The following is a 24,517-nucleotide window of genomic DNA, read 5'->3' as shown; positions in this document are numbered from 1 at the left end:
TATAAATGCGTTCTACATAACATAGAGCAATAGATTCCAATCATAAATGTGTATAGGGGTGTTAGAATGGGTTTATTTTTAGAAACCACCACAGATGTATTGTCAGAGATAAAAAGAGAAGTCGATCTTGTAGATTGGGCCGATACTATATTAGACGACTTATTTGAGGGTTATACTCCAGGGAATTTTCATATTATCATTCAGAAAGTTCATCCTTTAGGCGAAATAAAACTTACAGATTCCAGTATAACAAACGGCTGGACCGAAGAAAAAATAGCAGACGTTATAGAAAAAGGGAAATTAGATTGTACTACAAAAGGTGACCAATGTGAACTTATTCTCTATGAATATGAAGATTCATATATAGTCCTTATAAGAGCGGACATTAGAAGCTTTTACATAAGACCAGACGATCTTAGTAAAGAAGACATTTTATTAATGCTAGATATGGCTAAAAAAGAAAAAAGAATGGGTTTCTTAGGGAGAATGTATGCAAGGCTGATGTTGTTCTTCATAAAAAGGGAAAAACATTAACCAATGTTTTTTAGGATTAATCAAGGACAAATAGTTTATAAAGAAAAACCGTTCTTTACTCATTAGAGCATAAGAACGGTTTTTCTTCGTAACAAACTTAACTGCTTTAGGATACAAACATTATATAAAACATAGTGAAGCATTGCAAAATATAAGCGCTCTACTAGATCTGAAATCTCATTACAGGAATATCATTTTTTAAATGCATCATTCCACATAATAAAAGAAATCAATAACATAGAGACTGTAAGGGTAAATACTAGTAAGTTTTCTTCGTTATTTTCAACAAATAATAGCTTGTAAGCACCAAATAGACTTAATGCTGTTAAAGATACAACTGCCAATGAAATAATAGTCTTTTTGAACGTTTTCATTAATTATCACACCACATACATATATTTTGCCTTGCTATTATTACCATAGTAAGCAGCAGCGAGGATTACTGAGTATAATCCAAAACACAATAAAACACCCCCCAGTATAAACCGGAGGGCAATCTACTTCTAGATACTCAATACTCTACACATAGTTAACAAGTAAATTATACCAAATATAAGATTTTATCACAATAGGGAAAAGTGAGTAATACTGTTGTTTCTAGTTTACAGGGTATAAATAACATAGTGCTATGTACTCGTAACGGATAATAAGCTATGACACTTATGTTCTGTATTAAAATAACGGGCCGTAATAACAAAGATATTACCTGACGCATACTATTACGTCGTGTTTTTTATTAAATTCGGAACAAAATAAGCTAAATAGGGGAGGGGAATTTAAGTTATATCTTTATTTCAAGATATGCATTTTTACATTTCAGTAAATAGATATTTACAAATTATGAGATAATATAGTATTCTATATCTTAGTTACCATTTTGTAACTATAGTTCGCTAAAGCACCTTAGAGTAATAACTGTTAAGGCTCCCGACGTATGTGAAGACGACGGGTTTTTTAATATATTTATGGAACAGATTACTAAATATAAAAATGAATGGAAAAAGAGACACAGGGTATTCGGTAGAATGGACATCAAAATCTTATTGGTAAAAAAATATAACAATAAGTAATATTTAATCGCTACTATCGGAGGAAAAGAGATTTGAGTTACATTTTAGACAGTTTAAGAGAATTATTTTCGGACTCGATTAGGGAAATACAATTACATATCTGGTCACAAAACGTGGTTAAAGAGTATTTGAATTGTTGTCAAAAGGGGAGAGAGGTCCATACTATTGTTCAGCAAGTTCATCCAGTTGGTACTAAAAAAGTTTTACAATCAGATACTGGTGATACTTGGTCTGAAAGAGATGTAAATATTATTCAATCAATAGGCGAATTTATGTATGAAACAGCTGGTGAAAGATGCTCATTAAAGCTGTATAGAATACAAACAGAATATTATGCAATTGTAGATGCGGAATTAGGAAGTTTTTACATAGATCCGAAAGAGATTTCGAAAAAAGAACTTATAGCAACATTAACAGCTTTAAAGAATGAGAATAAATTATGCTTACTTAGTAGATTGTTAATGTGTTTCGCGTTACTTGCAATACGTTTCGAGTAACCTTAATTGATGGGCCAATGTTGATTTTATTTTTATGAACATCGAATATATTTAAAAGAGACTAACAAGTACATAAAATAACAAAACTTAAAAACTGATTTTTTAATTGGTTTTTTTGTTTCATTTTATATCTCAATATCACAAGTATACTCTTCAATTTGAGATTTATGTATATAATTCCAGATAATTCTATATTATCTGGAATGCCAAACACGTTGAAAATAAAGGGTTTTTAGCTATTTTTGAGTTTGATAATAAATTATCTTTGTTGTTTTTGAAATTTAAAATCCGTATCTAAATTGAAACGGATTTTTTGTTTTATATTTTATTTTGATTTGATCATTAGATATTTCGTTCTCCTTAAATGTAATCCCACAACTATTACAAAGTTTTATCACGATTCTGATTGCTATTATTTAAAACGTTTTTTTATGTTTTACACAACCTACAATTGAAATTCATTCCTTTATCCAGGTATCGTTTTTCTGTGTCATACTGTTTTGCTATAACCTAGTTTTTCTCTTGTATAACACTGTTTCCTACGTCATTTAAAAAATCCAACAATTGTCATTGAACTGTACTTAATGACGAATGTTGGATTCTATTTAATACCTTAAGTTTGACGGAAAAATTTGTTTTATATTATATAATTATCATATAGCGTAATCTAAGCTTGTATGAGAATATTTAATTTGCTTTTGGATACGTCTAACAATGAATATTTTTAATTCGTCATCTAGTATCATATAAGGTTTTTTTCTATTCTGCTTCTTGTAGATTTTAAATGAGTACCCTGTCGAACTATTGAAAATTACTGTTATCTTGTATTCGTAATTAATTTCGTTGAATTTGACTGAAGTTAAGAAATTGTGCTTAATTACTTTTTCTACAACAACATTACTTAATTTAGGCCCTGTTCTTTTCGTTTCTTCTATAGAATATGATTTAGCCTCTAATATGTTCACATACTCTAGAGTTAGTTTCTGCTTGTTTTTTGTTTCTATTTGTTTGTCTGGAATGCCAACTACTTCAATTTCTTCAAAGGCTATCGTATGGGCACTAAAATCCTTTACTGCTGCAATAAGTTCTTCATCATTTTTAATTTCTTTTAGTAATTCCTGATGTTCTTCATACGGTATTACTGTATTTACTACATTAGCACGTACCAATTCAACATCAATTTCTTTATTAGTTGTTACATAAAAATGACATAAGACGGAATCGTACTTAGAATGTTCTAATAGTAACTTAATATTAAGAGCTGATTTCTTTCTGTCATATGTATATGGAGTGGTTTTAATATCAAGTTTCAATGCTTCTCTCCCCTATCTCTATTGGTTTTAATCAATAAAATTAATCATTTGTATTTTTATTTGTTCTTTTTACGCTATGGTAAGAAATTAACTTTTTCATACATTTTTTTTATTAATCCTTTACGAGCACGTTCATCAAAGTAAGGTTGGATATTTAATTTACCTCTGTTTTCTTTTTCATTCATAGGTATTTCTATCCTATATCCTTGTTCATTATCATAAGAAACAAGCATTAAATATTCTTCTTTTAATTCTTTATACTTAACAATTATGGACAAAGAATGTTCTTGTCTATTAGTTTCTTCTAAACAATCAAATTCCGTACCAGTCCTAGTGATTTTTTTTATTTTTCGAGAATTTGCATATCGAATTACAACATACTGTAAAGATAGTTCACTTAGTGATCCAGCTTCTATAAGTTTTGCTTCACCATTTTCAATAGATTCATTATGGATTATGTCTTTACCCAACTCTTTCACTGCTTCAAGTAGATCCTGATCTGCTCTAAGTTCCAATAGCAACTCTTCATACTCTTCAATGGATAGCATTTTATCTTCCGTATAAAAACGAATTAAATGTATATGCATATTTGGTTTATTTTTTATGCGATACTGGCATAAAACAGTTCCATACTTGCTATGTTCAACAGAAATCTTCATATTTAAAGACTTCATCCGAGCATTATATGTATACGATATTAATGTAGGATTCAATATCTCCCTCTCCTTGCTATCAATTAGAATATAGTTCTTTTTATGATTTAGTCTTTAATCCCTTCAATTAGTTGAGTAATTTACGTATTAGTATATTCATCTATTATCAATAATTGTTATGTTAATATATACAGATTATTGACTTTATATTCATAAAGTGCTATGTTTAGATGGTCTGTTTCTTGTTTTAATTCGTTTGGAGGCTTCCTATATGGGAGCCGTTTTTTTGTATGTTTTTATTGAAATTCATTCAAGTCTTTATAATGGCCACTTATTAACAACTAAAAACACATTTATACGAAACTTGTAAATAATAAAAAACCATCTCTATAAGAAATGGTTTTAATTTTTATTTTATATAACACTTATTTATAACGTACAGGCGATTACTTTAGTTTTAACATAATCTTCTGCGCTAACAAGTTCTTTATCAGTTAAGCTCATTTTATTAATGGTTTTATCCGTTAGATTTAAGGTATAGCAATAACCAAACGAATCCCAAATGTCTCCACCTAACCAAAAGAGTTCAATTTGCTTTTTATGTACTAAATAGATATGATAGTCAACTCTATTAGAACCATTACATCTGCTAATAATACTTTTTAGTGTACCACCTTTTTTGGCAGCTGATATTCCCGAATATTCCGTGTGTGAAGATGTATAGGCATTAGACATTGCAAAACGATTTTCTTTTCCTATTCTGCTAATGATATTTTTTAGTGACTTATCTGTTTTTGTTACTGATTCTCCCTGTTTACTGGTATATTTTGATTCATAGGCAACAGCAATTGCATAGCCATTTAACTCTTCTACATAGGCTGCTACGAATTTACTACCATTTTCGTAACGGTCAACAAGTTCCTCAAGTGTTTCTACCTTAATTACAGTTAAAGAATTCTTCATTAGTTTCTTTCCTTCCTATTACAATATTTATATCTTTCTCAAAACAGACTTAATAGCTTTTTTCTGTTGTTGCTCATTCTCTGAAAGAATTATTTTACTGTCTAGCAATTCCAGCATTTCTTGTAGTTTTTCCCCTATCATTAATTCAGTAAGGGTGATAATTTGATTGTCTCCCTCCTCATCATCCTCATACTGATCATCTTCATTCTCTTCTAACATAGTTGGAAAACATAGATAAGCTTCCGAACAGCCATCTCCCCAAATTGTTAAAGGGTATTCTTGGTATGTCTCGCTGCCTTCTAAAGAAAAAACTAGCGTTCCTGCTTCGGCGATTTCCCCTTCTGTTTCTAAGTCCTCAAAATCAGACATTTGAATAGAATGAATAACACCAGAAACCAAACCTCCATTTTCTTCTACATCTAACATCTTAAGTTCGAAATCTTTTTCAATGACAACTTCCATCTTTACTTGCTCCTCTTAAGTTAGTATTTTGTAATACCGGTATATTTTTTATGATTACAATGCACAAGAAGCCACTTGCGATTGAACAAAGCGTTCAGCTTCATACAGTACTTCGTCTTTAATGTATACAGATTCAACTGTTTCATTATTAAAATCAAAAGTATTACAAGAACCAAATAAATCAAACATATCTCCTGATAATACATAAGTTTCAATTTTTGATTCATAGGCAACATAAATATAATATTGCACCTTATTAGCATTATCGCCTCTTTGAAGGACATTCTTTAATGCTCCTCCAGTTTTAATTGCAGAATGACCTACATAACAACTATGAGATGCTTCAAAGGCTATTGCAACAGCGTAAGCATTTAATTCCTCTACATATGCAGCTAAATATTCACTACGATATTCATATTGATCAACAAGTTCCTCCATCGTTTTCACTTTTTTAGTCGTTAATGTTTTCTTCATACTATTTCATCCTTCCATATATGTTTCTGTTTTTATAATCTAGTACTATGTAAATTCATTAATTATTTGCTGGTGTAAATACAGATTTTAAATAGATACTCTCTAATTTAGCGATTGTTTCAGTGATTTTTTGACCTTTATACGCAAGAGTTTCTTCATTACAAATTCCATATGAATTTAATCTCCATATAGTAGCCAACTGCTCAAATGTATTTAAGGATTGAAGTGTCTTATTATTTGCTGCTCCGTGCCTCTTATAAAACCCTACATTATTCGAATTGATATATCCTGCTTGTAATCCATTAAGAATAAGGTCAAATTGGTCATCTCTAGGAATCGTATTATCAACCTTTAAATAAACACCCTTATTATCACCATTTTTCACTTCAAAAAGCTCTGCAATCATTTCTATTCCCTCCGTTAGTAGTTCGTTTTTTATTACCTATCATTTCAAGCTTGTGAATAAATAGTTTTTAATTTACCGATTGTTTCAGTAATTTTTTGACCTTTTAGCTCAAGTGTCTCCTGATTACTCATTCCATTTGCATTTAATCGCCATATAGTCGCCAATTGCTCAAAAGCAATTAAAGTCTGTAACGTTTCATCATTTGCAGCTCTGTGCTCGATGTAAAAATCACTATTCTCTATACCGATATACACTGCTTGTAATCCTTTATACATTAGTTCGAATTGATCAAGACTATGAATTGCATTATCAACCTTTAAATAAACACCCTTAAGTCCACCATTATTTACTTCAAAAAGTTCTGCTATCATTTCTATTCCCTCCGTTAGTTGTTTGTTTTTTATATATTACCTACCAATTGACATTTATGTGGAAAAACATATAAATGTAGGCATTAGCTTATTTGATAATTGGCCACATTTCTTCAAATACGGAGGTGGTTCAGATGCTTTTTGAGTATATATTTATCATTTTTGTAGAATCAATTCTCGGTTTCCTTTTCTGGTTGGACTTTAGTATAGGACTATTTGTGAGTGCCGTAATATTAGTTATAGTGCTAATAAAACGTTTTTTAAGTAATGAAAATACATATAAAGAATCCAAGATAAATAATCATTAAAAAAATCCGAATCATATTGAAACGGATTTTTTCTTTTATGTATTCATTTATTTTGAATGTACCTTATTTGGATCATATAAAGGCAATTCATTCTAAATTATCTCCTCGGATAATCATATTGTTATGAATGTGATAATAGTATTGTTTCTTACATTCATAGCATTTTAAGCGCGGGATAAATGTATCATCTCCAGCAGTACGTTCTAATTTAGGTTTTCGTTTTGCAAGCTGCCCCTCACTAGTAATTTTATAAACTAGTTCTATCATAGGGTATCTCACCAAGCATAAATCATTTCCGCAATCACATATTGGTTTATTACTCATTTACGGCTATTCCTTACTTTAAACGAATTCGTCTCTTTTAGTATTTCTAATATGCGATTCGTTTGTTCTTTGGTAATGTAATAAGGACTAATTCCATTCACAAGTTCTTTGATTTCAAATAACTCTTTCCTTACTGTTTGTTCATCAAGATAAGCTTCTTCAGAGAAATACATTCTTCCGTCACCGTCAGCGTATCTTCGTTTCAAAAACATTATCCCATTATCATTTCTGTATTCTTCTCTTTTCTTATCTATCTCAAATCTGTATAAATCATCTACAGTTATATAGATTGTCCCAACTTTCGTGATTTTCCCTTTTGTTAATGGAGTGCCTCTAACAACGCTCAATATATACCATACGTCTTGACCAACTTGAAAATTCATTTTCTTCTCATTCATTTCATTCACTCATTTCTAAGCATAGTTTGCTCTTTATTTTATTTATTTTAGTGCAGCAGCAACATTTTATGGAAAAAAATTAAAATAGATGGTCACAAAACGAAACAAAACCACCTTACCAATATTGATAAGGTGGTTTTGGACTTTTAGTAAGCTGCGATAGCTTAACACGCCGTCTTGGCTATATGTATACATTACCCATCAAACAGATTTATCCTGGAAATATCGTATTCTATACATTTTGTTGTTATTGTTTTTCTACAGTTCCAATAATAGGTTCTTCTCCTTGGTGTATGATAATCGAATCAAAAGTAGCCACTGAATCTATTAAATACTCCAATTCATTAGGATCTTCTCTCCAATACCCTAACCAGATATAGTTTCTGTTCGGTAGCTCGTTCATTACATCATTACCTATATATTCAGTTTGACCTCTTTCTTTTGCACGAGCATAATCATACCAATGGTGATCCTCTTCACTCCAATCAGTGTCAATAAATATATCGTATTTTGCAAAATCATATATCGAGAACTGATAACCGTGAGAGTAATATTTTGTTCCTTTTTGAGAGTCTTTTGAGCCTGTATGATCAATCATTTCAAGATATGGATATTCATCATATTCAACGGTGTCACCCGGATGTATAGAGAGTAACTCCAATCCTGGTTTTGATGCATCTTTAAGTAATTTATTAGATATCATTAGAGCTTCTGCTGGTTCTCCACCCTGATTATTTATGAAGTCTACTTGAATTGTTGCATAACGCATCCACAACGCTTTCTTTATACCAATAGTTGCTCTATCTAAGTATAATACTCCATCTTCAACTTCAACCCTGTCTTTATACTCTGGTGGTACATACCATAAGTTTGGATCTAGAGGTTTATCAAAAGTCTCATATAAAATAAAGACTTTGTTCGGATCGTTCGCGCTCGTATAAGTATCGTCAATAACCATTTCCAGTTGGTTCGTATCTGTTCCTACAGATTTTACCCAAACAGTGGATTCTCCATTTGGATCCCATTTTTCAATGAATGAGTTTAATACTTGGCCACCAGGTTTTATAAATTTGATATCCTTACCTTCTTTTTTTGAAAGGCTGTAATCAAAATTAGAAGGATTTAATTCTATTTTTACCTCGTGTGTCACTACATTACTATATCGGAACGGTATCGTACGATCATATTTCACAACATATTTACTCTCTTTCACAGGAGGTTTCGTTTCCTCAGGTGGTTTTATTGGCTCCGGAGGTTTTGTTTCTTCCTTAGGCGGGTCTACAGTAGTAGGAGGTTTATTATCTCCAGTAACAGGGGGTTTATTGGGGTCGGTCGTATTAAAGCCGTCATCTCCTCCATTTTCTGTTTTATCCGCGCATTGACCGCCGCCACCTATTGATTTTGTAACATTACAAACCATATTATTATTCCACTCGACTAGATTGCTTCGCAAAGAAGGGAAAATTAAGACAGAACATACTGCCATAGCAGCTAATAAAATAAGATATTCGACTAAGCCACCTTGTTCATCTTTCATAAAACGTTTAATCAATTCATCACCTCCACGCTTAGGACTTTATATCTATTTCTAATATGATTTGTAGTATTTTGTCGAAAAACTACCTTTTCGTATGAAGTCTAGAAGCTAAATACAAAATACGATGGATTTTTGATTTAACAGCAACATTTGTTATCAGCTAAATTAAAAAAATAGGCTCTTTTTTAATTTAGCGTCTATTTCTAGCTTCTATTAAATTAAATAAATGACAAAATTTTATCAAAAGAACAAGGACATTTGTAAGCAAGCATTTTTAAGGCATATCCATTTTGTTCAATTGAATCAGATAACAAATAAAAAGACACTTAGTGAATAAGTATCTTTTAAATTTAATTCTAGTTAGCCACAAAAACAGACCTTCAGACAGATTTCTTTTTCTACTTAGATTTTACTTTTTACCACTGTCTTTCTGCTTCAGCAAGTCTAGGTATCCAGTAATATTCTCTACATTTTTCCGTCTTAGATGATATCGATAGTTACAATAATGATTGTTACAAAGCACTCCACATTTAATCGGTTTATCACAGTTTGGAACTTGACAAGGTTCACCTAGATTCTTATTTGTTTTCATTAAGAACAGAGGATCATCATATTTTATTTTTCTCCATCTATGTTTACCACATAGACCTGTTGCAACTGCTTTGTTATCACATCCATCAACGGTGCAGGTTTTACCTGAATTTATAAATTTAGGATCATCTGTATTTTTGTAGTTGCGCATACGCATATAATGCTTCATACAAAGTCCTTTAGCTTGATGTTCACCGTTGCACCCATCAATACTACATATTCTCATAGTTATGGAATCCCCCTAATAGTCAGTATTACAATCCTTGTTTTTTACATTTTTAAAATTATATCTATTAATGAACGCACTTGTGAAAATTTGTATAATAATTGTAACGTTCTATTCCAACTTCTCCTGGAAGGTCTCTTTTTCGCATAATCACAATACTCTCTGTAAATAGTCGCAATTCTTTTCTAAATAAGAATGCATATAAAAAGAACCCACATAAATTGTGAGTTCTTAGTAAATTTATTTATTATTAGAATTATTTAAATGGACGATAACGCCATTTTATTTACTATTGCTTTCCATTCTGTTTTAGTAACTCCAAGTATTCTGGAATCGTCTCTATATTTTTACGACTTAAATGATAACGATAATTATTGTAGTGATTATGACAGAACACTCCGGATTTAACTTCTTTATCGCATCTCGGTACTAAACATATATCACCCTTAATTGTTTGTGTTCGCTCCAATTTGTGAGGATTTCCGTTTTCTAATAGTCTATAGCGATGTTTTCTACACATACCTCCTGCAATTGCTTTTTCATCACAATCTTTTAAGAAACAAGTTTTACCTGCGTTTGTATATTCAGGATCATCTGTATTACCTTGCCGACGAGAACGAGCGTAATGCTTCCAACACAACCCTCTACCAGCTACCTTACCCTTGCATCCATCAATACTACATATTTTCATAGTTTTATTTCCTCCTAGTTATCTATCTACTCTATTCCTTTGCTTACTATGTATAAGCTCATTTTTCTTAGTATATCCAGTTATGGCCACTATGGGGAAAACTCGTATAAACTGTAAACTCATACAAAAAAAGCAATATGCATTAAACATATCGCTTTTTCTAATTTATATTTTTCTATTCTAATTCACTTAATTTAAATAATTTTTTATTACAGTCAATACAGTAAGCAACTTTCCCTTCCTTATGATTTAACCCATCATAGCAATCACTGTTTTCTCCTTCGCTTCCATCGAAATTATATCGACTAAAAGAAGAACCGTAGATTTGTAATTTCGTGTAGTATCCGCAATCTGAATCGCAATGCGGACATCTCTCTATTGGTGCTTTTCTACTTTCCAATTTATCACCTACTTTTACGTAATAATGAAATTAATACTAACTATTCATCATATACACTATCATCATTTGCAATAAATACTTTGTTGCATTTTGGACATTTTGCTACGTATTTAGGGTAATAAGAATCATCATAAAACCTGAAATGATTACCTTCGTCACAATGAGTACATCTCCAATGTCCCTGCATATAACCACGAGTGGCTTCTGGTTTATCACAATTAACGGAATATACTAGGTAGGGTTTATCTGGTTGGTATTTCCTCGTATACATAAAAGGTGTTAAATAAACCATTCCTTTTGTACCTTTGCATTTCTCTATTAGATTGTTCACTAAAACATCTAATTTAGAATTACCTAGCATACTAGCTTGAGGGAGATTCCATTCTTCATTTGTTAAGAGTAACCTTATTTCCTCACCCCTAGAAGTAATGGTAACAATTAGGTTATCACCATCTTTTCGATAGAACCAAGTAGTTTCCACTATCTTTTTCCCATCTCCATCTTTAATAGCGAAATCATTAACTATTTTTATAAATGTATCTATAGCTCCTAGAGTTTCCTTTAAATATATTTCAGACATATGTATTATTCTCCTTTTACACTAAATTCATATAGTGTTTAAGTATAGCTCCATCTATAATGAAGACATTCTTCATCAAAACGGTTAGCTATGTTTCCTTTATATGCTTCTAAAGCAACTTTATAACTTCCATAATATACTCTGCTGTAAATTGCTGCCCAAACAGCAACCCTCTTACTACACCCCTGATACATCGCTAATTTTATAAATCTTTTTCTTGTCATCTAACCAATCAGCTTCCTTATCTACATAAATTAAATTATATAGGGATTAATCAATTATTAATAGTTTAGATCCCAATAGTGAGGATATTGTTTGTGAATTTGCGCTAAAACGAAACCCTTCATTTTAGGCATCATCTGTTTTGCTATATCCAGACTAGTAATTCCTATCTTTTCAGCATCCTCTTTAGTAATTACTAAGTTGGCTTCAGTTCTACACTCGAATTCTTTGATTCTTACTTTTACAACGAATGCTTCTTTTGTACTGTAACGTACTACAACCTCACCTATATGCTTTTCTAGTGGTTCTACTAATCGAATTGATGGCTGTCCATATGGATGATAGCTATGCAAGGGGTTGTATTCTTCAGCAAAAACTTTATCGACCATATACGGCACTCCCAAATCACAACGACTGTAATCTAGATTTACCACCATTTGTCCTTCTTTTACTTCCTTTGGAACGTTAATCAAAACAATTCACTCCTATAAGCTTTTCTATTCTATCCATCTTTATTTTGAATGCAGTATCTTTAAGATCTCTTCGGTCTGTTGTAAACCTATTTCTTCAGGCTTTAAATTCTGTGTGAGATTTCGTATTTCTTTCAAATTTTCTTTTGTTTTCTCTTCAATTTCAAAAGCATCTTCAGATAAAAACAATCGTCCGTATCCACTATTGTTTTTTAAATTTAGCGTTTTAATAGTAAATTCAAATTGATTATTCACTGTAACATATAATCTACCTACCTTTGTTATTTTTCCTTCTTGTACTGTGTCTCGTTTATGCCATTTTACTTTAATCCAAATTGTTTGTCCTACTTTAAAATCTTTAGACGTTAGAGAACCTCTACTAACTTCTTCCTTATTCATTTCTTGATTTAGCTTTTGAACGCTCATTTTAAATTCTCCTTATAGGTTATTATTGTCTAAATAGTACTCTCAAATTTCATTCTGAATCTTCTTTAGAAACACACCTTAAACATTATAGTTTAGTTTAAATGAATAAATGAAAATAATTACTTTTACTTACAAAAGATTATTTACTGAGTATGTAAAGCAATTAATTGCTCATTTTACTTTCAAAAACCCTACTTTAAATAGTGGGTTTTATTTAATTTGTAATGAATCTTTTCGTTAAAGTTATTGAATATATAAGAACTTTATTTATATAGATATTAGGAGGTGATGCTATGTTCAAAAAATTTCTAAGTGACGAACAAGGCGGACTAGTAGAGTATTTAATTTTATTATGTGCAATGGCTATTTGCAGTGTCCTAATTTTCCCATCTCTACGCTCTAATTTGGTTTCTTGGAACAACGATTCGGTTCATAATATTGATAAGGGTATCTCAGGAAAACCATCTGATGGAGACGATAAATGGTCCAATATAGGGAATAATAACAACGGTAGTGGCAGCGTTATTACCCCTGAGCAAAAGACGGAATATAAAGTGATGCTTGAGGAACCAACGTATTTTGACAATCATCAAATTCGTGTTGCTCTTTCTCCTTCTAATTTCGACTATTCAAAGGCAAAAGCTGATGGGTCCGATATTTCATTTATCGACGGAAATAAAAATCAACTTAAAAGATACATTGAGAAATGGAACCCAAAAGGTGAATCAGTAATTTGGGTCAAAGTAGATGAAATGTTAACCGAAGAACTCACATTGTTAAGTGGGAACAATCTTCAAAATACAAATAACCCTAAAGAAGTATTCGATCTTTATGAAGACTTTAATAAACCATTAGATCCTACAGTTTGGCTTATTCCTGATATTTATAAAGCTAATATAACTATAAAGGATGGGAAACTAAGGATGACAGATAGTTTAATTGAATTGAAAAATAAAATCGATTTTAATGGGAAAGCAATATGGGTTAGACAAAACGTTATAAGCACTGATGATAAGGATACTTGGTTTAACGGAGGAATTATTCTTAATACAAAACAACTAAGCGCATCCAATGGTTGGAATGTAAGAAATGATACTGTAGGCTATATAAATATTCAGAATGAAAAAGGCCTTTCATTGAGTTTGTGTATTACAGGCCCAACACAAAATAATTGTGGAGGTCCGACTGCGAGACCTTATTATTCTTTGGGAGAATTTGTAGATTACGAATTATACTATAATCCTTTTGGTTCATATTATAAGGAAACAGGTTCTTACGATAGTTTTTGGATTAATCCATCTAACACACCCTACACTAACTTTAAATTTTGGATGAAAGCACCATCAGAATATTTACAAATAGGTTTTAAAGCAAACTCTAGTCGTCCCCATACTGGTACAGTTGAATACGATCAACTTGTAATTAGAACAGGGAATGATATCAAAACCACCGTAACAAAAATTACTAAATAATTTTCTTAAAACCACATAGTACATAGAAACCCTAAAAATAACTTACACGAATAGTAACAGGTTCGGTTTAGAAGAAGAAAAATGCAATTCGATGTGTAGTTCACAATAAAATAGATTACATTTTCCTACAAAAAATTAGCAATAGAAAAAGCAGATGATTTTATAGTATGCATCTGCTTTTATAATTTATTTATTTTCCGTTCTTTTATGAACAATCACCCGTATTGCGGCGTTTAAATTGTCAAAACCTTTTTATCAGAATTATACTTTTCAAATTGTTTAGAATCACCCCCTCATAGCAATCATCGTTATTTCTTTCACTTCCATAGAAATTATGTCGGTAAATAGCTGATCCGTATACTTGTAATTAGAAACCTTAACAAAGCAAAAAAGCAATATGTATAATACATATTGCTTTTAAAATTTATATTTCTCTATCAGACTGTTCACAAAACCGCCTAATTTAGAATTACCTAGCATATTAGCCTCTGGACAATTCCACTCTTCTTTTGTAAATCGTAACTCTATCTCCTCACCTCTAGAAGTAACAGCCGCAACTAGGTCTTCACCATCAATTTGATAGTACCACTTAGATTCCACTACCTTTTTCCCATCACCATCTTCTATAGCGAAATCATTTGCCATTTTCAAATGTGTATTTATCGCACCTATTGCCTCTTTTAAATAAAACTCTGACATATCTATCATTCTCCTTTTATTCATATTTCAATTTAAGAATTCATTTATCGTTTTTACCTTCAAAATCTTCTTTTAGTTTAACTATTCATCAAATAGACTATCATTATTCGCAATAATATGAACAAATCACTCTTATTGTGGCGTTTATATTGTCAAAACCTTTTTATCAGAATTATACTTTTCAAATTGTTTAGAATCACTTTCAAACTCTTCTAAAGTATAATAGTACATTGTTTCTCCTATATTATTCAAATAGGTGAAGAGAGATTTAACACTCTCAAACTGTTCGTTTGCCTTTTCCATACTACCATTACGGCGGTACATTTGCATTAGCTGGGAGTGTTTACTTAATAACGCCCGTCTAAACTCTATATCTTCTTTTTGTGTTCGATTTTTTGATTTGTAGTTTTCAATCATCATTTTTATATCTCTCCTTTTGTTACAACCTAATATTGGTCTTTTATACTGTATGAATTTTAGCAGACATTTTATTTTTTTGAGAAAATAGTAAAACATTTTATTGGCAGCACTCGTTACGATTTGTGTAATTGAAGAGTTAATTTGTTTCTTTTTCCTACTATAAAAAATCCCGATTATAATACTAAAAATGAAAATAAAGGGGATTTTAATAATGGATAAATTACAACCAGTACTAGAAGAGATTGCAAAACATAATGGAGACTTCTCAGTCATTTTCTTTTTAGACATTAATGAATACGGCTATGCATTTGCTTATGAGTCTGAAAACGATAAAGTTAGTACTATGATGTTAGAAGATCGCTTCACAAAAAGAGAAATCACTAGTGAAAACCTAGATAATATGATTGGAGAGGAGAATCGAGAAGCAGTTATTGGTAGCTATGATGAGAACTCTTCTGCTCTTCTCGGAATACTTGAATTCTGGTCTGGGGGACGCATTGGGAAGATTGATAGAACACTAAATAGAATACAAGCAGTGGAAATCGGCCGAAAAGAAAAGTTAGATTTCATCGTATTCTAATAACAAATTATCTATATAAAAATAAAAGCAATATGTACCCTACATATTGCTTTTTAGTGCATATTTTTATTCAAGTTAGATAAATACCCAATCAAACAAAATACACTTACTTAAGTTGTATTTTTTATATCTATTATTGAAAAAAGATACTTATTATCAAGTATCTTTTTACTATCTACTATTTTACTTATTAATACCCTATTCTTTCGACTTCGTTTAATGTCGATTCTATTATATTACCAGTTGTACCAGTCGGGAACCAAATACACATTTCGTGTTTTCCTAGAAAACCTGTGTTCTTCCCTAACAAGACATTGAAGTTAATGCTGGTATCAATTTTCTTAGCCACTACATCTAATCTATCACTGATTTCATACATAGTTAAACCTATCCAATTTGGAATTATATGTTCCGGTTCAACATCCCAACTTAACTCATCAATAGCCAACATCCCAACTTGTCCATTCCATTTTACAAGATAGAACAGCCAGGTAGAGGTACAATTAAGTCTCTCGTACCATTCATATGCACCTTCTGGTATTGGAGCATTGTTAGTTTCTTCTCCTTGAGAATTTGTTAAATAAGTAATTTCTTGTTTCCCTAAATCATATACGCTCATATTTATGCCACCTTTATTGTTTTTTAAATTTTACTCTTTTTTGACAGGAAGTGAAGAAATAACTCAAAATACAATTTAGGTTTTTTCGTAATTTACATAATGCAAATAATAAAAAGCAATACGCATTCTACATATTGCTTTTTTAATTTATATTTTTTATTCTATATCCCCTTTATGTTCTGTACGGATTGTTCCCCCGCACATTTCACAACTAAAGGTTTCATCTTCGTGTATATTTTGACAGTTGTTGCAAACGTAAAGGTAATCATCTATTTCCGCTGCATTTTGTTTGTTCATTATATAAGTCTCCTTTGTGAAGATTTAATTATTCGATTTCATTCTTTTATGTATCTCGGCTTTTAATTTTTCTTTGTATGCTTCTTGTTCATTTGTGTTGTAGCTTCTAAGCCTATTAATCATCCACTCAAACTCCGTTAATAATTTCTCATTAGACATTTTTTCTATAAATTCCAATATGGCCACTTCCTTTTGTTAGTTTGTAATATAGGTATTATATTGCCGATTTAAAGGCATCCATTAAAAATTCTTTTTCTCTTTTCTCCATTTCACTTCTTATTTCATCAACAGTAGCGTGTCTTATAATTATTTCAGGAATGCATATACGAATCGGATCCTTCTTATCACCGTTTTCATATTCATAAAAATGACTTTGATCAATTTCAATATCATCAATACGAACAACTCTATCTTCTTGACACCACAATGTATAATTCCATTCTACAACTACAACGTGATCTCCCACGCGGTATGTATCTCCATTTACATTCAATTCCTTAACATTTGATTGTTCCATCTTAATCCCCCATATGTTCTTCAATGTATTGAATACAATCCTCGCAATCTTTTCTATTTGCAAACCAAGTATCAGTGGAATGCTCATAGTCATTAGAATCATATATTGTTAGATTAGGAGTAGAATATCCATTGAATTTTAGTAAAGCTTTTATGTAACTTGTGTAATGAATTTCTAAAGAATGCGCCATTTCACCATCGTGATAAGGAGCAGATTCCTCAATAGCAATACGATATTCGCCGGAAAATTCACAGGTAAATAACTTCATTTTTTTCGGCTTGATGTCTTTTTCTTCAACAGGATACAGCTTGTTGATTTCTCCCCATTGATACCCTATATAATCCTCAACATTTTCACTAAACGTATCAGATAAATAGGCACAGTTCCTATAATTCATTTCTTTAATTATTTCCTCTGGTTTGGCTTGTCTTTCAATGAAAAGACTGTTCACAATAAATATATCCTCTCCGTTTTCGCATTCACACACAAAGGTATGGTATGGACTTATAATTTTATCAATACGAACAACCCTTTTGTGATTTAAATCGGAATGCCCTTCCACCATAACGTAATCACCTATTCGATACGTTTTTTCGTCTACAGTTATCTCGCTTATTGTTACATTTCCCATCAACCATTCCTCCAAAATTTGATTTGTTATTTTTCACAATACATACGACCTATAAATTTAAACTAGCTTAACTAGCCATAAGTTCATTAATATATTGAATACAATCTTCACAATCTTTTCGATTTGTAAACCAAGTATCAGTTGAATGATGTATATCATTCGAATTATATTCTATTAGATTTGGCAGCAGTTTTCCGTTAAACTGTAATACTATCTTTATAAAATCAACATAGTCTATACCTAAATAGGTAGCAACTTCCCCATCGTGACTTAGCAAGTCTTCTTCTACGGTAATACAATAATCACCAATCGTATTGCTATAGACGCGAGTGTCGTGATAAAGAGCTAAATGAATATCATTAGGTCTAATATATGAAGTACCCTCCGTGATATTTTCAAAATTATCTAGTGGCCATTCGTAGCTTATAAGACCTTCTGTAACCTTTCCAAAAGTACTCATTAAGATTTCCTTATCCCTGAACTTAAATTCATTTTCCACTTGCTCTTTCGTGGCTAGACCAGCAATGTATAGTGAGTTAATAGTGAAAATATCCTTTCCATCTTCACATTCACATACAAAACAAAAGTATGGTTCAACGATTTTATCTATGCGAATAACCCTGGTATGCGTTCCGATAGAATGTCCTTCTACTACAACATAATCTCCAATACTATAAGTCTTTCCTGAGACTGTAATCTCTCTCATTGTTTTATTTTTCATTTTTCTTTCCTCCCTGAATTGTTTTTTCCTAATGAATGAATTTATCTTTTTAAGTTGATCTATTTAACTTTCCATACGATCTTTGATATATCGAACACAATCCTCACAATCTTTTTTATTCTTAAACCAAGTATCAGTAGAATGATGTATATCGTCGTCAGCATATTGCAGCACATTCAATCTAGGTTTCCCATTAAACTGCAAAACTACCTTAATATAATCTTCATATTCAAGATTTAAATATCTAGCAATTTCTCCGTCGTGATAGGGACAATCCTCTTCAATGGTAATACAATAATCCCCTGTTTCTACGTTGGTTGTAGAGAAATCACCGTGGATATCGTGATAGACATACAAAGGACTTTGTGAAGGTTTAATATGTGATGTACCTTCCACAAGGTTTTCTATATTATCTAATGACCACGCATAAGTAATTTGAGCATCATCATCAGTATCATCTGAAGCAAGTCCAAAAATATTTGTCAAAGTGTTTTTATCTCTGTAATGTATCTCATTCATTATTTGTTCTTTCGTAGCTAAACCGAGAATGAGTAACGAATTAACCGCAAAAATATCTTGTTCGTTTTCACATTCATATACATAACTTAAATGAGGTCTAACAATTTTATCAATGCGAATAACTCTAGTATGCATTTCCAATGAAATTTCATTTATAACAACAAAATCACCAATCTGATACGTTGTTCCATTTACTTCTACTTGTGATACTTCTATATTTTTCATTTCTTTTTCCTCCAATAGCTAATTCCGTTATTTTGTTTAGAGTATAGATGATTCTAGATGATATAGGCGAAATTAGATTAAATCGTTCCAAATTAAAAAACCGATCCAAATATGAATCGGTTTCTTTCGCTTTATATTTTATGCATTTATATCATTTGATTCACTTTTTATAATTCTATAATCATATACAAATTCCGTTTAATGGTTCACTTTCAATTGTTTTTTCCACCTAGAATAACTTGATACTTTTTCTTAGAGTAGTTTTGCTTTTCATTTTCGACCAATCTACTAGGCATATAACTCTCGATATATTGAATACAATCCTCACAATCTTTTTCGCTCTCAAACCAAGTATCTGTAGTATGATGAACATTTTTAGGATTGAAGTTCATTAAATTTGCTTCTGGTTTACCATTGAACTTTAATAAAACCTTCATATAAGTACTATAATTAAGACCTAAATACCCAGCAACCTCACCATCGTGATCCGGTTCATCGTACACAAGAGAGATACTGTATCGACCATCACCATTATCATAAGTAAATAAATCATTAATTTTAGGTTTAAATGAGGAGTCATTATCTAGTGCTAAAGTACATATATTCGAAGCCCATTCAAATGTCATTGTTATCCCTTTATCTTCTCCAAAAGCTGATAATAGTTCTTGTCTATCCCTAAACACTAGCTCATTTTGTATTTGCTCTACCGTCGCTAAACCTTCAATGTATAGTGCATTAATAACGAATATACTTTGACCATTTTCACACTCACACACATAGTTTAAATAAGGATTAATTATTGTATCTATACGTATAACTCTAGTGTGTTTTTCAATAGAATGTCCTTTCACAACAACAAAATCTCCAATTTTATACGTTGTTCCGTTTACTTCTACTTGTGACACTTCTTTATTTTTCATTTCTTTTTTTCCTCCAATGATTAATTCTGTTATTTTGTTTAGAGTATAGCTGCTACAAGAAGATATAGGCGGATTTAGGTTAAATTGTTCCTAATTAAAAAGCCGATCCAAATATAAGAATCGGCTTTTCTTCTTTATTTGTTATGCACATAGATTATCTAGTGCTTTTTTATTATTCTTATAGTCGTATAAGAATATAGACTTAACATTGGTATGAGCAGGAATAACTATTGAAAACTCTCCCTCACATTCTTTGTTTACTGTTAAATCAGGGAAGTTAAATTGTACATATTCCAATACGTCAGTTAATTGTTCACCTGAAAACCACAACTCTTGAACATCTTCACTTTTTTCTTTAAAAAACTCCAGGTCATATACGGCCGGTACACTAAATAATGACTTTTCATATAGTTTTCGATCAGCTAATTCTTCCTCATAAAACATAAAGATATCATTGTAACTAATTGTATCTTCAGTAGCCAATAGTCTTTCTCTTTTGTACATTACTATCTCCTTAGAGAAGTCTTCTTTAATTTGCTCAGCTAATGTAAAAGGTATAATTACACGGCTTGTTTCTTCAAAAAATGACATTTTACATACTGTCTGTTTTTCTTTTGGCACCTGAAACGATTTTGTAATCCAATGTTCATTCGTAATTAACGCATCGTGCATATTTTCATTTTTATATAGGTATTCCGGACCCACTATATCATTATCAGTTAACCCAAGTTCTTCTGGTACAATTTCAAAAACTTTAAAGTATCCAATTCCGTCTGCACTAAATTCATCTAGACAAGGCACAGCATTAAAACATCCTTCGATTGAATCTGAAACACAGATTCTATTAAACGTTTTGCTTTCAAATTCAAACGCATTCTCAGGAATACGCGGTTCGAATTTCCCTGTATGTTCCAAGTTAGTTGTAATGTGATAGTAAACTTTCTGCATATTGCTCTCACTCTTTTCAGTTCTTTTTTATAATTCTACTCAATATTTAAAGCCGATTGAAAAAAACATTATTTAGCGAGGTATACTTACTGGTTGTTTCTGAATAAAACATTCAAGAATTTAATACCGTTAAAATTTATTCAAAACAAAAAACCGACTCTTAATAGAATCGGTTTCTTTGTTTTATTATTTTTGATCTAAAATGAAATTTGTTGCAGGATCCACTAAGTTCGTTCCTTGTTTTACAAACATATTCCCAGTAGAAATAACTTCTTCACTATTTTCTGGTATGCCGCGTATTAGAAACTCTTTACTTTTTACAAGTAGACCTAATCCTTCTACAAGTTTTTTATGATTTTCTTTTAATTCACTTGGTATTTTATCTTCAGGATACGTTTTAATATTCGTATTCACACTTTCAACAGCACTATATCCTTTGTTCATTCCATCTTTCCAAAGGTCCGTTTTTGGAACCTCTTTATCTGTTTTACTAACATCAATATGATTTTGTAAACCTTTTAAAGCTGCATACAAATAACTTAATTCCTTATGCATATCATCAAGGTATTTAGTTCTTATTTCGGTATCAGATGCAATTGGCTCTTTAGCCGGTGTATCGTTTTCCTTCACCACTTCTTTACTTTCCGTTGATGTATCAGATGTTTTATCATCTTTTTTACTGGATTTTTCACTTTCATTAAAGCTACATCCAGTTAATAATAATAAGACAACTAATAGCAAGACAGTCCACTTTTCCCCCATATTTACCCCTCATTCCTTATTATCCATCTTTCATATTTTAACATCTAGAACGTACTTATGTCAGATTATTATTCACCTTTACATCAATTATGTCTATCTTTCTTATTTATAGAGATATTCACAGTATTGTTTTCTAAGCTTAACGAATTTAATACTATTTCTAAATCCCACATTCTTATTTTTACACCTGGTTTAAACTTGTAATGAAAACTTCTTCCTCCGACAATTAAAGAAATTGTTTCATTATCAATAACTCTTTCAAACCGAGCGTAGTCTCTCGAAATAATGTATTCCCCAGCGGAGTAGTCTTTAGTAGTACCTACAGAATTAATCGAGTTTAGAAGTGTTTTCTTAATCACTATCGCAGTAAGTAAAAGGATACAAGCAACAACAAAACCTGTTAAGGGATCCATCCTGAACCCTCCCCTCATATAATAGAAGAATGTTTATTTATTACATCTACTTACTATTTTCCCTATTAAAAATAAGTGTTAGAGACAGGAAGACGAATTGAGAACGTTTATATATTTTGCATAATAAAAGGCCTATTCTAACAAGATAATTTTGAGAAATTAGGCCTTTTTGTTACGTTGTTAGAGTGCTTTTTTAAATTGAGATTATTAGAAAAAGACCCTCGTTATCGAGAGTCTTTTGTGTTTATTTATTAGTTTTTATAAGTTCATTTTTATTTTGTTTTTTTCTGAAGACCATTATTAGCTGAATGCTATATAGTAGAAACATTACAATAGCAAATATAAAGCTAAATATATAATCTTCACTCTTATCAACATAAACTAAATTATATGTTTGATACATAGTTAAAATAGCAAAAATAACTACAGCAAATGTCGCTGAACCTCTTTCAAAATTCCACATTCTAATTACACCATTCCTTTTCTAATTCCTATATTATTTTATCACTTATTTATCGATTACCACAAGACGCGTATTCACACCTGTTGAGCGATCAGATTCCTTAAATGCTCCTTCAGGTAATTTTTCACTTATACCACCTGATTCTTCTAAGAATTCTCGGAAAGCTTGTGCTTGTTTATCGCTTCTAGAGAATGGTCCTTCAGACATAATTGATACTAGTCTTCCACCAGGATTCAAAAGACTAAAGGCGTGCATAACGTGTTCAATATCTTGACCTTTTTCGAAAGGAGGATTCATTACAATTCGGTCGTAAGAGTCCTTAACTTCTAAGAAATCTTGGCCAGCTAAATTAAATCCTTTTTCCTTTAATAGCTCTCTTAATGTCATTGAAAATTCTACTACATCAAGATTAGTACTTACTTTTTTAATTTCTTCAGCAATATGGCCAGCACCAGCACTTGGTTCTAAAACCTTCATTTCACTAGAAATCTCAGCTTCTTCTAACATTTTCTTTACAATGTTTTTTGGTGTTGGGAAGTAACCAGGGATTTTCATTCTAGCTACTTCATTTTGTTTTCTATGAAGCAATTCTTTCTTTATTTGCTCCGGACTTTTTTGTGCACCTGATAAAATAAATCGTAATTCTTTCATTGCACCCTTAAATTCCTCATCATTACTAATACCAGCTGATAGCATTCTTTTAAATTCTAATATCTCCTCTTTAATTTTCTCTGCATACCACTTAGCATTATGATTACTAATTGCTATAGGAATGAGTATTTCCATTTCTTCTAGAACAGGATATAGATTAAACATATGATTACCACCATCTAGCAACATATGCAATCCGATTTCTATAAGAACACGATCCACAGCGCCCTTAATAGTACGATCCTTAAAGCGGAAGTCTCTTTCGAGCTCTTTTAATACACTTTCTAATTGTGAAAGATATATTCTAGGCATTGGTAAAGAAGAATTGTTAATGATTTCTTCAGTAATTGAGTCGTATGTTCCAACTTTTGCACGATATTTTAGACGGTTGTATTCATTTACCAATTTTTCAACCTGTACTTTAGTAGAAATACCTTTTAAATATTGAATTTCTTCTTTCTCAATTCCTTCAGCAATATCTATCATTACTCTTTGAAGTTTTTCTAATCGATCTGCTTCTCTTTGAATGTTTGCTGCCATAGTAGCGCGTCTATAAGTATTCTCTAATCTAGGCTCCCTTTTTTTATCAATACTCTTTTGAAGAGTAAATGCAGCCTTACGTAATTTATTAATAGCTGCTTTGAAAGTTTTGTTCATTTCATTTTGTTTATTTGGTAATGTTGCAATCATTTCTATTTCCTCCTGTATAGCAATGAAATAGTACTTTCAATGCTTTTCCCGTAA

General features: G+C 31.2%; 37 protein-coding genes. 4 read left to right on the top strand and 33 right to left on the bottom strand.

Annotated elements, in window-relative coordinates:
• The first annotated feature begins 66 nt into the window (after nucleotides 1–66).
• Nucleotides 67–534 (top strand): hypothetical protein, encoded by a 468-nt coding sequence (locus VF726_RS12765; RefSeq protein ID WP_440168559.1) that lies wholly within the window; start codon nucleotides 67–69, stop codon nucleotides 532–534.
• 191 nt (nucleotides 535–725) lie between these two features.
• Here VF726_RS12765 and VF726_RS12760 read toward each other — a convergent pair whose 3' ends face one another.
• Nucleotides 726–908 (bottom strand): hypothetical protein, encoded by a 183-nt coding sequence (locus VF726_RS12760; RefSeq protein WP_440168557.1) that lies wholly within the window; start codon nucleotides 906–908, stop codon nucleotides 726–728.
• 728 nt (nucleotides 909–1,636) lie between these two features.
• Here VF726_RS12760 and VF726_RS12755 point away from each other — a divergent pair.
• Nucleotides 1,637–2,101 (top strand): hypothetical protein, encoded by a 465-nt coding sequence (locus tag VF726_RS12755; protein ID WP_440168555.1) that lies wholly within the window; start codon nucleotides 1,637–1,639, stop codon nucleotides 2,099–2,101.
• A 653-nt stretch (nucleotides 2,102–2,754) separates the two neighbouring features.
• Here the strand turns inward: VF726_RS12755 and VF726_RS12750 are convergent.
• From VF726_RS12750 to VF726_RS12670, 17 genes are all read right to left on the bottom strand, one after another.
• The gene (locus VF726_RS12750; RefSeq protein ID WP_440168553.1) at nucleotides 2,755–3,414 is read right to left on the bottom strand and encodes a hypothetical protein; all 660 of its coding nucleotides are present in this window, start codon (nucleotides 3,412–3,414) and stop codon (nucleotides 2,755–2,757) included.
• Between the two features lie 74 nt (nucleotides 3,415–3,488).
• The gene (locus VF726_RS12745) at nucleotides 3,489–4,127 is read right to left on the bottom strand and encodes a hypothetical protein (protein ID WP_440168551.1); all 639 of its coding nucleotides are present in this window, start codon (nucleotides 4,125–4,127) and stop codon (nucleotides 3,489–3,491) included.
• Between the two features lie 369 nt (nucleotides 4,128–4,496).
• Nucleotides 4,497–5,030, bottom strand: a complete 534-nt coding sequence (locus VF726_RS12740; protein ID WP_440168549.1) for a hypothetical protein — start codon at nucleotides 5,028–5,030, stop codon at nucleotides 4,497–4,499.
• Nucleotides 5,031–5,057: 27 nt separating this feature from the next.
• Nucleotides 5,058–5,492: a hypothetical protein gene (locus VF726_RS12735; RefSeq protein ID WP_440168547.1), complete on the bottom strand. Its 435-nt coding sequence runs from the start codon at nucleotides 5,490–5,492 to the stop codon at nucleotides 5,058–5,060.
• A gap of 54 nt (nucleotides 5,493–5,546) precedes the next feature.
• Nucleotides 5,547–5,966: a hypothetical protein gene (locus tag VF726_RS12730; protein WP_440168545.1), complete on the bottom strand. Its 420-nt coding sequence runs from the start codon at nucleotides 5,964–5,966 to the stop codon at nucleotides 5,547–5,549.
• 58 nt (nucleotides 5,967–6,024) lie between these two features.
• Nucleotides 6,025–6,372 (bottom strand): hypothetical protein, encoded by a 348-nt coding sequence (locus tag VF726_RS12725; protein ID WP_440168543.1) that lies wholly within the window; start codon nucleotides 6,370–6,372, stop codon nucleotides 6,025–6,027.
• 44 nt (nucleotides 6,373–6,416) lie between these two features.
• Nucleotides 6,417–6,743, bottom strand: coding sequence for a hypothetical protein (locus VF726_RS12720; protein WP_440168541.1), 327 nt, complete (start codon nucleotides 6,741–6,743; stop codon nucleotides 6,417–6,419).
• A gap of 395 nt (nucleotides 6,744–7,138) precedes the next feature.
• The gene (locus tag VF726_RS12715; RefSeq protein WP_088363005.1) at nucleotides 7,139–7,318 is read right to left on the bottom strand and encodes a hypothetical protein; all 180 of its coding nucleotides are present in this window, start codon (nucleotides 7,316–7,318) and stop codon (nucleotides 7,139–7,141) included.
• Nucleotides 7,319–7,371: 53 nt separating this feature from the next.
• Nucleotides 7,372–7,773, bottom strand: a complete 402-nt coding sequence (locus VF726_RS12710; RefSeq protein WP_440168539.1) for a beta barrel domain-containing protein — start codon at nucleotides 7,771–7,773, stop codon at nucleotides 7,372–7,374.
• A 247-nt stretch (nucleotides 7,774–8,020) separates the two neighbouring features.
• Nucleotides 8,021–9,325 (bottom strand): DUF2341 domain-containing protein, encoded by a 1,305-nt coding sequence (locus tag VF726_RS12705; protein ID WP_440168537.1) that lies wholly within the window; start codon nucleotides 9,323–9,325, stop codon nucleotides 8,021–8,023.
• A gap of 394 nt (nucleotides 9,326–9,719) precedes the next feature.
• On the bottom strand, nucleotides 9,720–10,127 hold the full coding sequence (locus VF726_RS12700; RefSeq protein ID WP_440168535.1) for a hypothetical protein: 408 nt from the start codon (nucleotides 10,125–10,127) through the stop codon (nucleotides 9,720–9,722).
• A gap of 289 nt (nucleotides 10,128–10,416) precedes the next feature.
• Nucleotides 10,417–10,818 carry a hypothetical protein gene (locus VF726_RS12695; protein WP_440168533.1) on the bottom strand — a complete coding sequence of 134 codons (402 nt, stop codon included), beginning with the start codon at nucleotides 10,816–10,818 and terminating at the stop codon, nucleotides 10,417–10,419.
• A 175-nt stretch (nucleotides 10,819–10,993) separates the two neighbouring features.
• Complete coding sequence (locus VF726_RS12690) at nucleotides 10,994–11,218, bottom strand: hypothetical protein (protein WP_440168531.1); 225 nt, start codon at nucleotides 11,216–11,218, stop codon at nucleotides 10,994–10,996.
• Nucleotides 11,219–11,258: 40 nt separating this feature from the next.
• Nucleotides 11,259–11,798, bottom strand: a complete 540-nt coding sequence (locus tag VF726_RS12685) for a hypothetical protein (protein ID WP_440168529.1) — start codon at nucleotides 11,796–11,798, stop codon at nucleotides 11,259–11,261.
• Between the two features lie 38 nt (nucleotides 11,799–11,836).
• Nucleotides 11,837–12,022 (bottom strand): hypothetical protein, encoded by a 186-nt coding sequence (locus VF726_RS12680; protein WP_440168527.1) that lies wholly within the window; start codon nucleotides 12,020–12,022, stop codon nucleotides 11,837–11,839.
• A 57-nt stretch (nucleotides 12,023–12,079) separates the two neighbouring features.
• Entirely contained in the window at nucleotides 12,080–12,493 is a 414-nt protein-coding gene (locus tag VF726_RS12675) for a hypothetical protein (RefSeq protein WP_440168525.1), read from the bottom strand.
• 39 nt (nucleotides 12,494–12,532) lie between these two features.
• A complete protein-coding gene (locus tag VF726_RS12670; protein WP_440168523.1) occupies nucleotides 12,533–12,916 on the bottom strand; it encodes a beta barrel domain-containing protein in 384 nt (127 codons plus the stop codon).
• A gap of 293 nt (nucleotides 12,917–13,209) precedes the next feature.
• Between VF726_RS12670 and VF726_RS12665 the strand changes: the two genes are divergently transcribed.
• Nucleotides 13,210–14,388 carry a DUF2341 domain-containing protein gene (locus tag VF726_RS12665; protein WP_440168521.1) on the top strand — a complete coding sequence of 393 codons (1,179 nt, stop codon included), beginning with the start codon at nucleotides 13,210–13,212 and terminating at the stop codon, nucleotides 14,386–14,388.
• Nucleotides 14,389–14,805: 417 nt separating this feature from the next.
• Here VF726_RS12665 and VF726_RS12660 read toward each other — a convergent pair whose 3' ends face one another.
• On the bottom strand, nucleotides 14,806–15,087 hold the full coding sequence (locus VF726_RS12660) for a hypothetical protein (protein WP_440168519.1): 282 nt from the start codon (nucleotides 15,085–15,087) through the stop codon (nucleotides 14,806–14,808).
• A gap of 144 nt (nucleotides 15,088–15,231) precedes the next feature.
• Nucleotides 15,232–15,507, bottom strand: a complete 276-nt coding sequence (locus tag VF726_RS12655; protein ID WP_440168517.1) for a hypothetical protein — start codon at nucleotides 15,505–15,507, stop codon at nucleotides 15,232–15,234.
• Between the two features lie 211 nt (nucleotides 15,508–15,718).
• On the opposite strand from VF726_RS12655, the gene VF726_RS12650 reads away from it, so the two are divergent.
• Nucleotides 15,719–16,087 carry a hypothetical protein gene (locus VF726_RS12650; protein WP_440168515.1) on the top strand — a complete coding sequence of 123 codons (369 nt, stop codon included), beginning with the start codon at nucleotides 15,719–15,721 and terminating at the stop codon, nucleotides 16,085–16,087.
• Nucleotides 16,088–16,277: 190 nt separating this feature from the next.
• Here VF726_RS12650 and VF726_RS12645 read toward each other — a convergent pair whose 3' ends face one another.
• The 13 genes from VF726_RS12645 to VF726_RS12585 all read right to left on the bottom strand — a co-directional run bounded on the left by VF726_RS12645 (nucleotide 16,278) and on the right by VF726_RS12585 (nucleotide 24,463).
• Complete coding sequence (locus VF726_RS12645) at nucleotides 16,278–16,706, bottom strand: hypothetical protein (protein ID WP_440168513.1); 429 nt, start codon at nucleotides 16,704–16,706, stop codon at nucleotides 16,278–16,280.
• A gap of 156 nt (nucleotides 16,707–16,862) precedes the next feature.
• The gene (locus tag VF726_RS12640) at nucleotides 16,863–17,003 is read right to left on the bottom strand and encodes a hypothetical protein (protein ID WP_440168511.1); all 141 of its coding nucleotides are present in this window, start codon (nucleotides 17,001–17,003) and stop codon (nucleotides 16,863–16,865) included.
• Between the two features lie 24 nt (nucleotides 17,004–17,027).
• Nucleotides 17,028–17,180, bottom strand: a complete 153-nt coding sequence (locus VF726_RS12635) for a hypothetical protein (protein WP_440168510.1) — start codon at nucleotides 17,178–17,180, stop codon at nucleotides 17,028–17,030.
• Nucleotides 17,181–17,217: 37 nt separating this feature from the next.
• Nucleotides 17,218–17,520: a hypothetical protein gene (locus tag VF726_RS12630; RefSeq protein ID WP_440168508.1), complete on the bottom strand. Its 303-nt coding sequence runs from the start codon at nucleotides 17,518–17,520 to the stop codon at nucleotides 17,218–17,220.
• A 1-nt stretch (nucleotide 17,521) separates the two neighbouring features.
• A complete protein-coding gene (locus VF726_RS12625) occupies nucleotides 17,522–18,151 on the bottom strand; it encodes a hypothetical protein (protein WP_440168506.1) in 630 nt (209 codons plus the stop codon).
• 67 nt (nucleotides 18,152–18,218) lie between these two features.
• Nucleotides 18,219–18,872 (bottom strand): hypothetical protein, encoded by a 654-nt coding sequence (locus VF726_RS12620; RefSeq protein WP_440168504.1) that lies wholly within the window; start codon nucleotides 18,870–18,872, stop codon nucleotides 18,219–18,221.
• Between the two features lie 63 nt (nucleotides 18,873–18,935).
• Entirely contained in the window at nucleotides 18,936–19,616 is a 681-nt protein-coding gene (locus VF726_RS12615) for a hypothetical protein (RefSeq protein WP_440168502.1), read from the bottom strand.
• Between the two features lie 212 nt (nucleotides 19,617–19,828).
• Nucleotides 19,829–20,536 carry a hypothetical protein gene (locus VF726_RS12610; RefSeq protein ID WP_440168500.1) on the bottom strand — a complete coding sequence of 236 codons (708 nt, stop codon included), beginning with the start codon at nucleotides 20,534–20,536 and terminating at the stop codon, nucleotides 19,829–19,831.
• A gap of 141 nt (nucleotides 20,537–20,677) precedes the next feature.
• Nucleotides 20,678–21,484, bottom strand: coding sequence for a hypothetical protein (locus VF726_RS12605; RefSeq protein WP_440168498.1), 807 nt, complete (start codon nucleotides 21,482–21,484; stop codon nucleotides 20,678–20,680).
• A gap of 186 nt (nucleotides 21,485–21,670) precedes the next feature.
• A complete protein-coding gene (locus tag VF726_RS12600) occupies nucleotides 21,671–22,246 on the bottom strand; it encodes a hypothetical protein (protein ID WP_440168497.1) in 576 nt (191 codons plus the stop codon).
• 83 nt (nucleotides 22,247–22,329) lie between these two features.
• Entirely contained in the window at nucleotides 22,330–22,659 is a 330-nt protein-coding gene (locus VF726_RS12595; RefSeq protein WP_440168495.1) for a hypothetical protein, read from the bottom strand.
• A gap of 244 nt (nucleotides 22,660–22,903) precedes the next feature.
• Nucleotides 22,904–23,122, bottom strand: coding sequence for a hypothetical protein (locus VF726_RS12590; RefSeq protein ID WP_440168493.1), 219 nt, complete (start codon nucleotides 23,120–23,122; stop codon nucleotides 22,904–22,906).
• Nucleotides 23,123–23,167: 45 nt separating this feature from the next.
• Nucleotides 23,168–24,463 (bottom strand): methyltransferase, encoded by a 1,296-nt coding sequence (locus VF726_RS12585; RefSeq protein WP_440168491.1) that lies wholly within the window; start codon nucleotides 24,461–24,463, stop codon nucleotides 23,168–23,170.
• Nucleotides 24,464–24,517 lie beyond the last annotated feature (54 nt).

The organism is Bacillus sp. Brlt_9 (assembly GCF_051948935.1).
Classification (GTDB): domain Bacteria; phylum Bacillota; class Bacilli; order Bacillales; family Bacillaceae_G; genus Bacillus_A.
The sequence above is the reverse complement of the archived record's forward strand: the minus strand, read 5'-3'. Positions and strand labels throughout refer to the sequence as shown.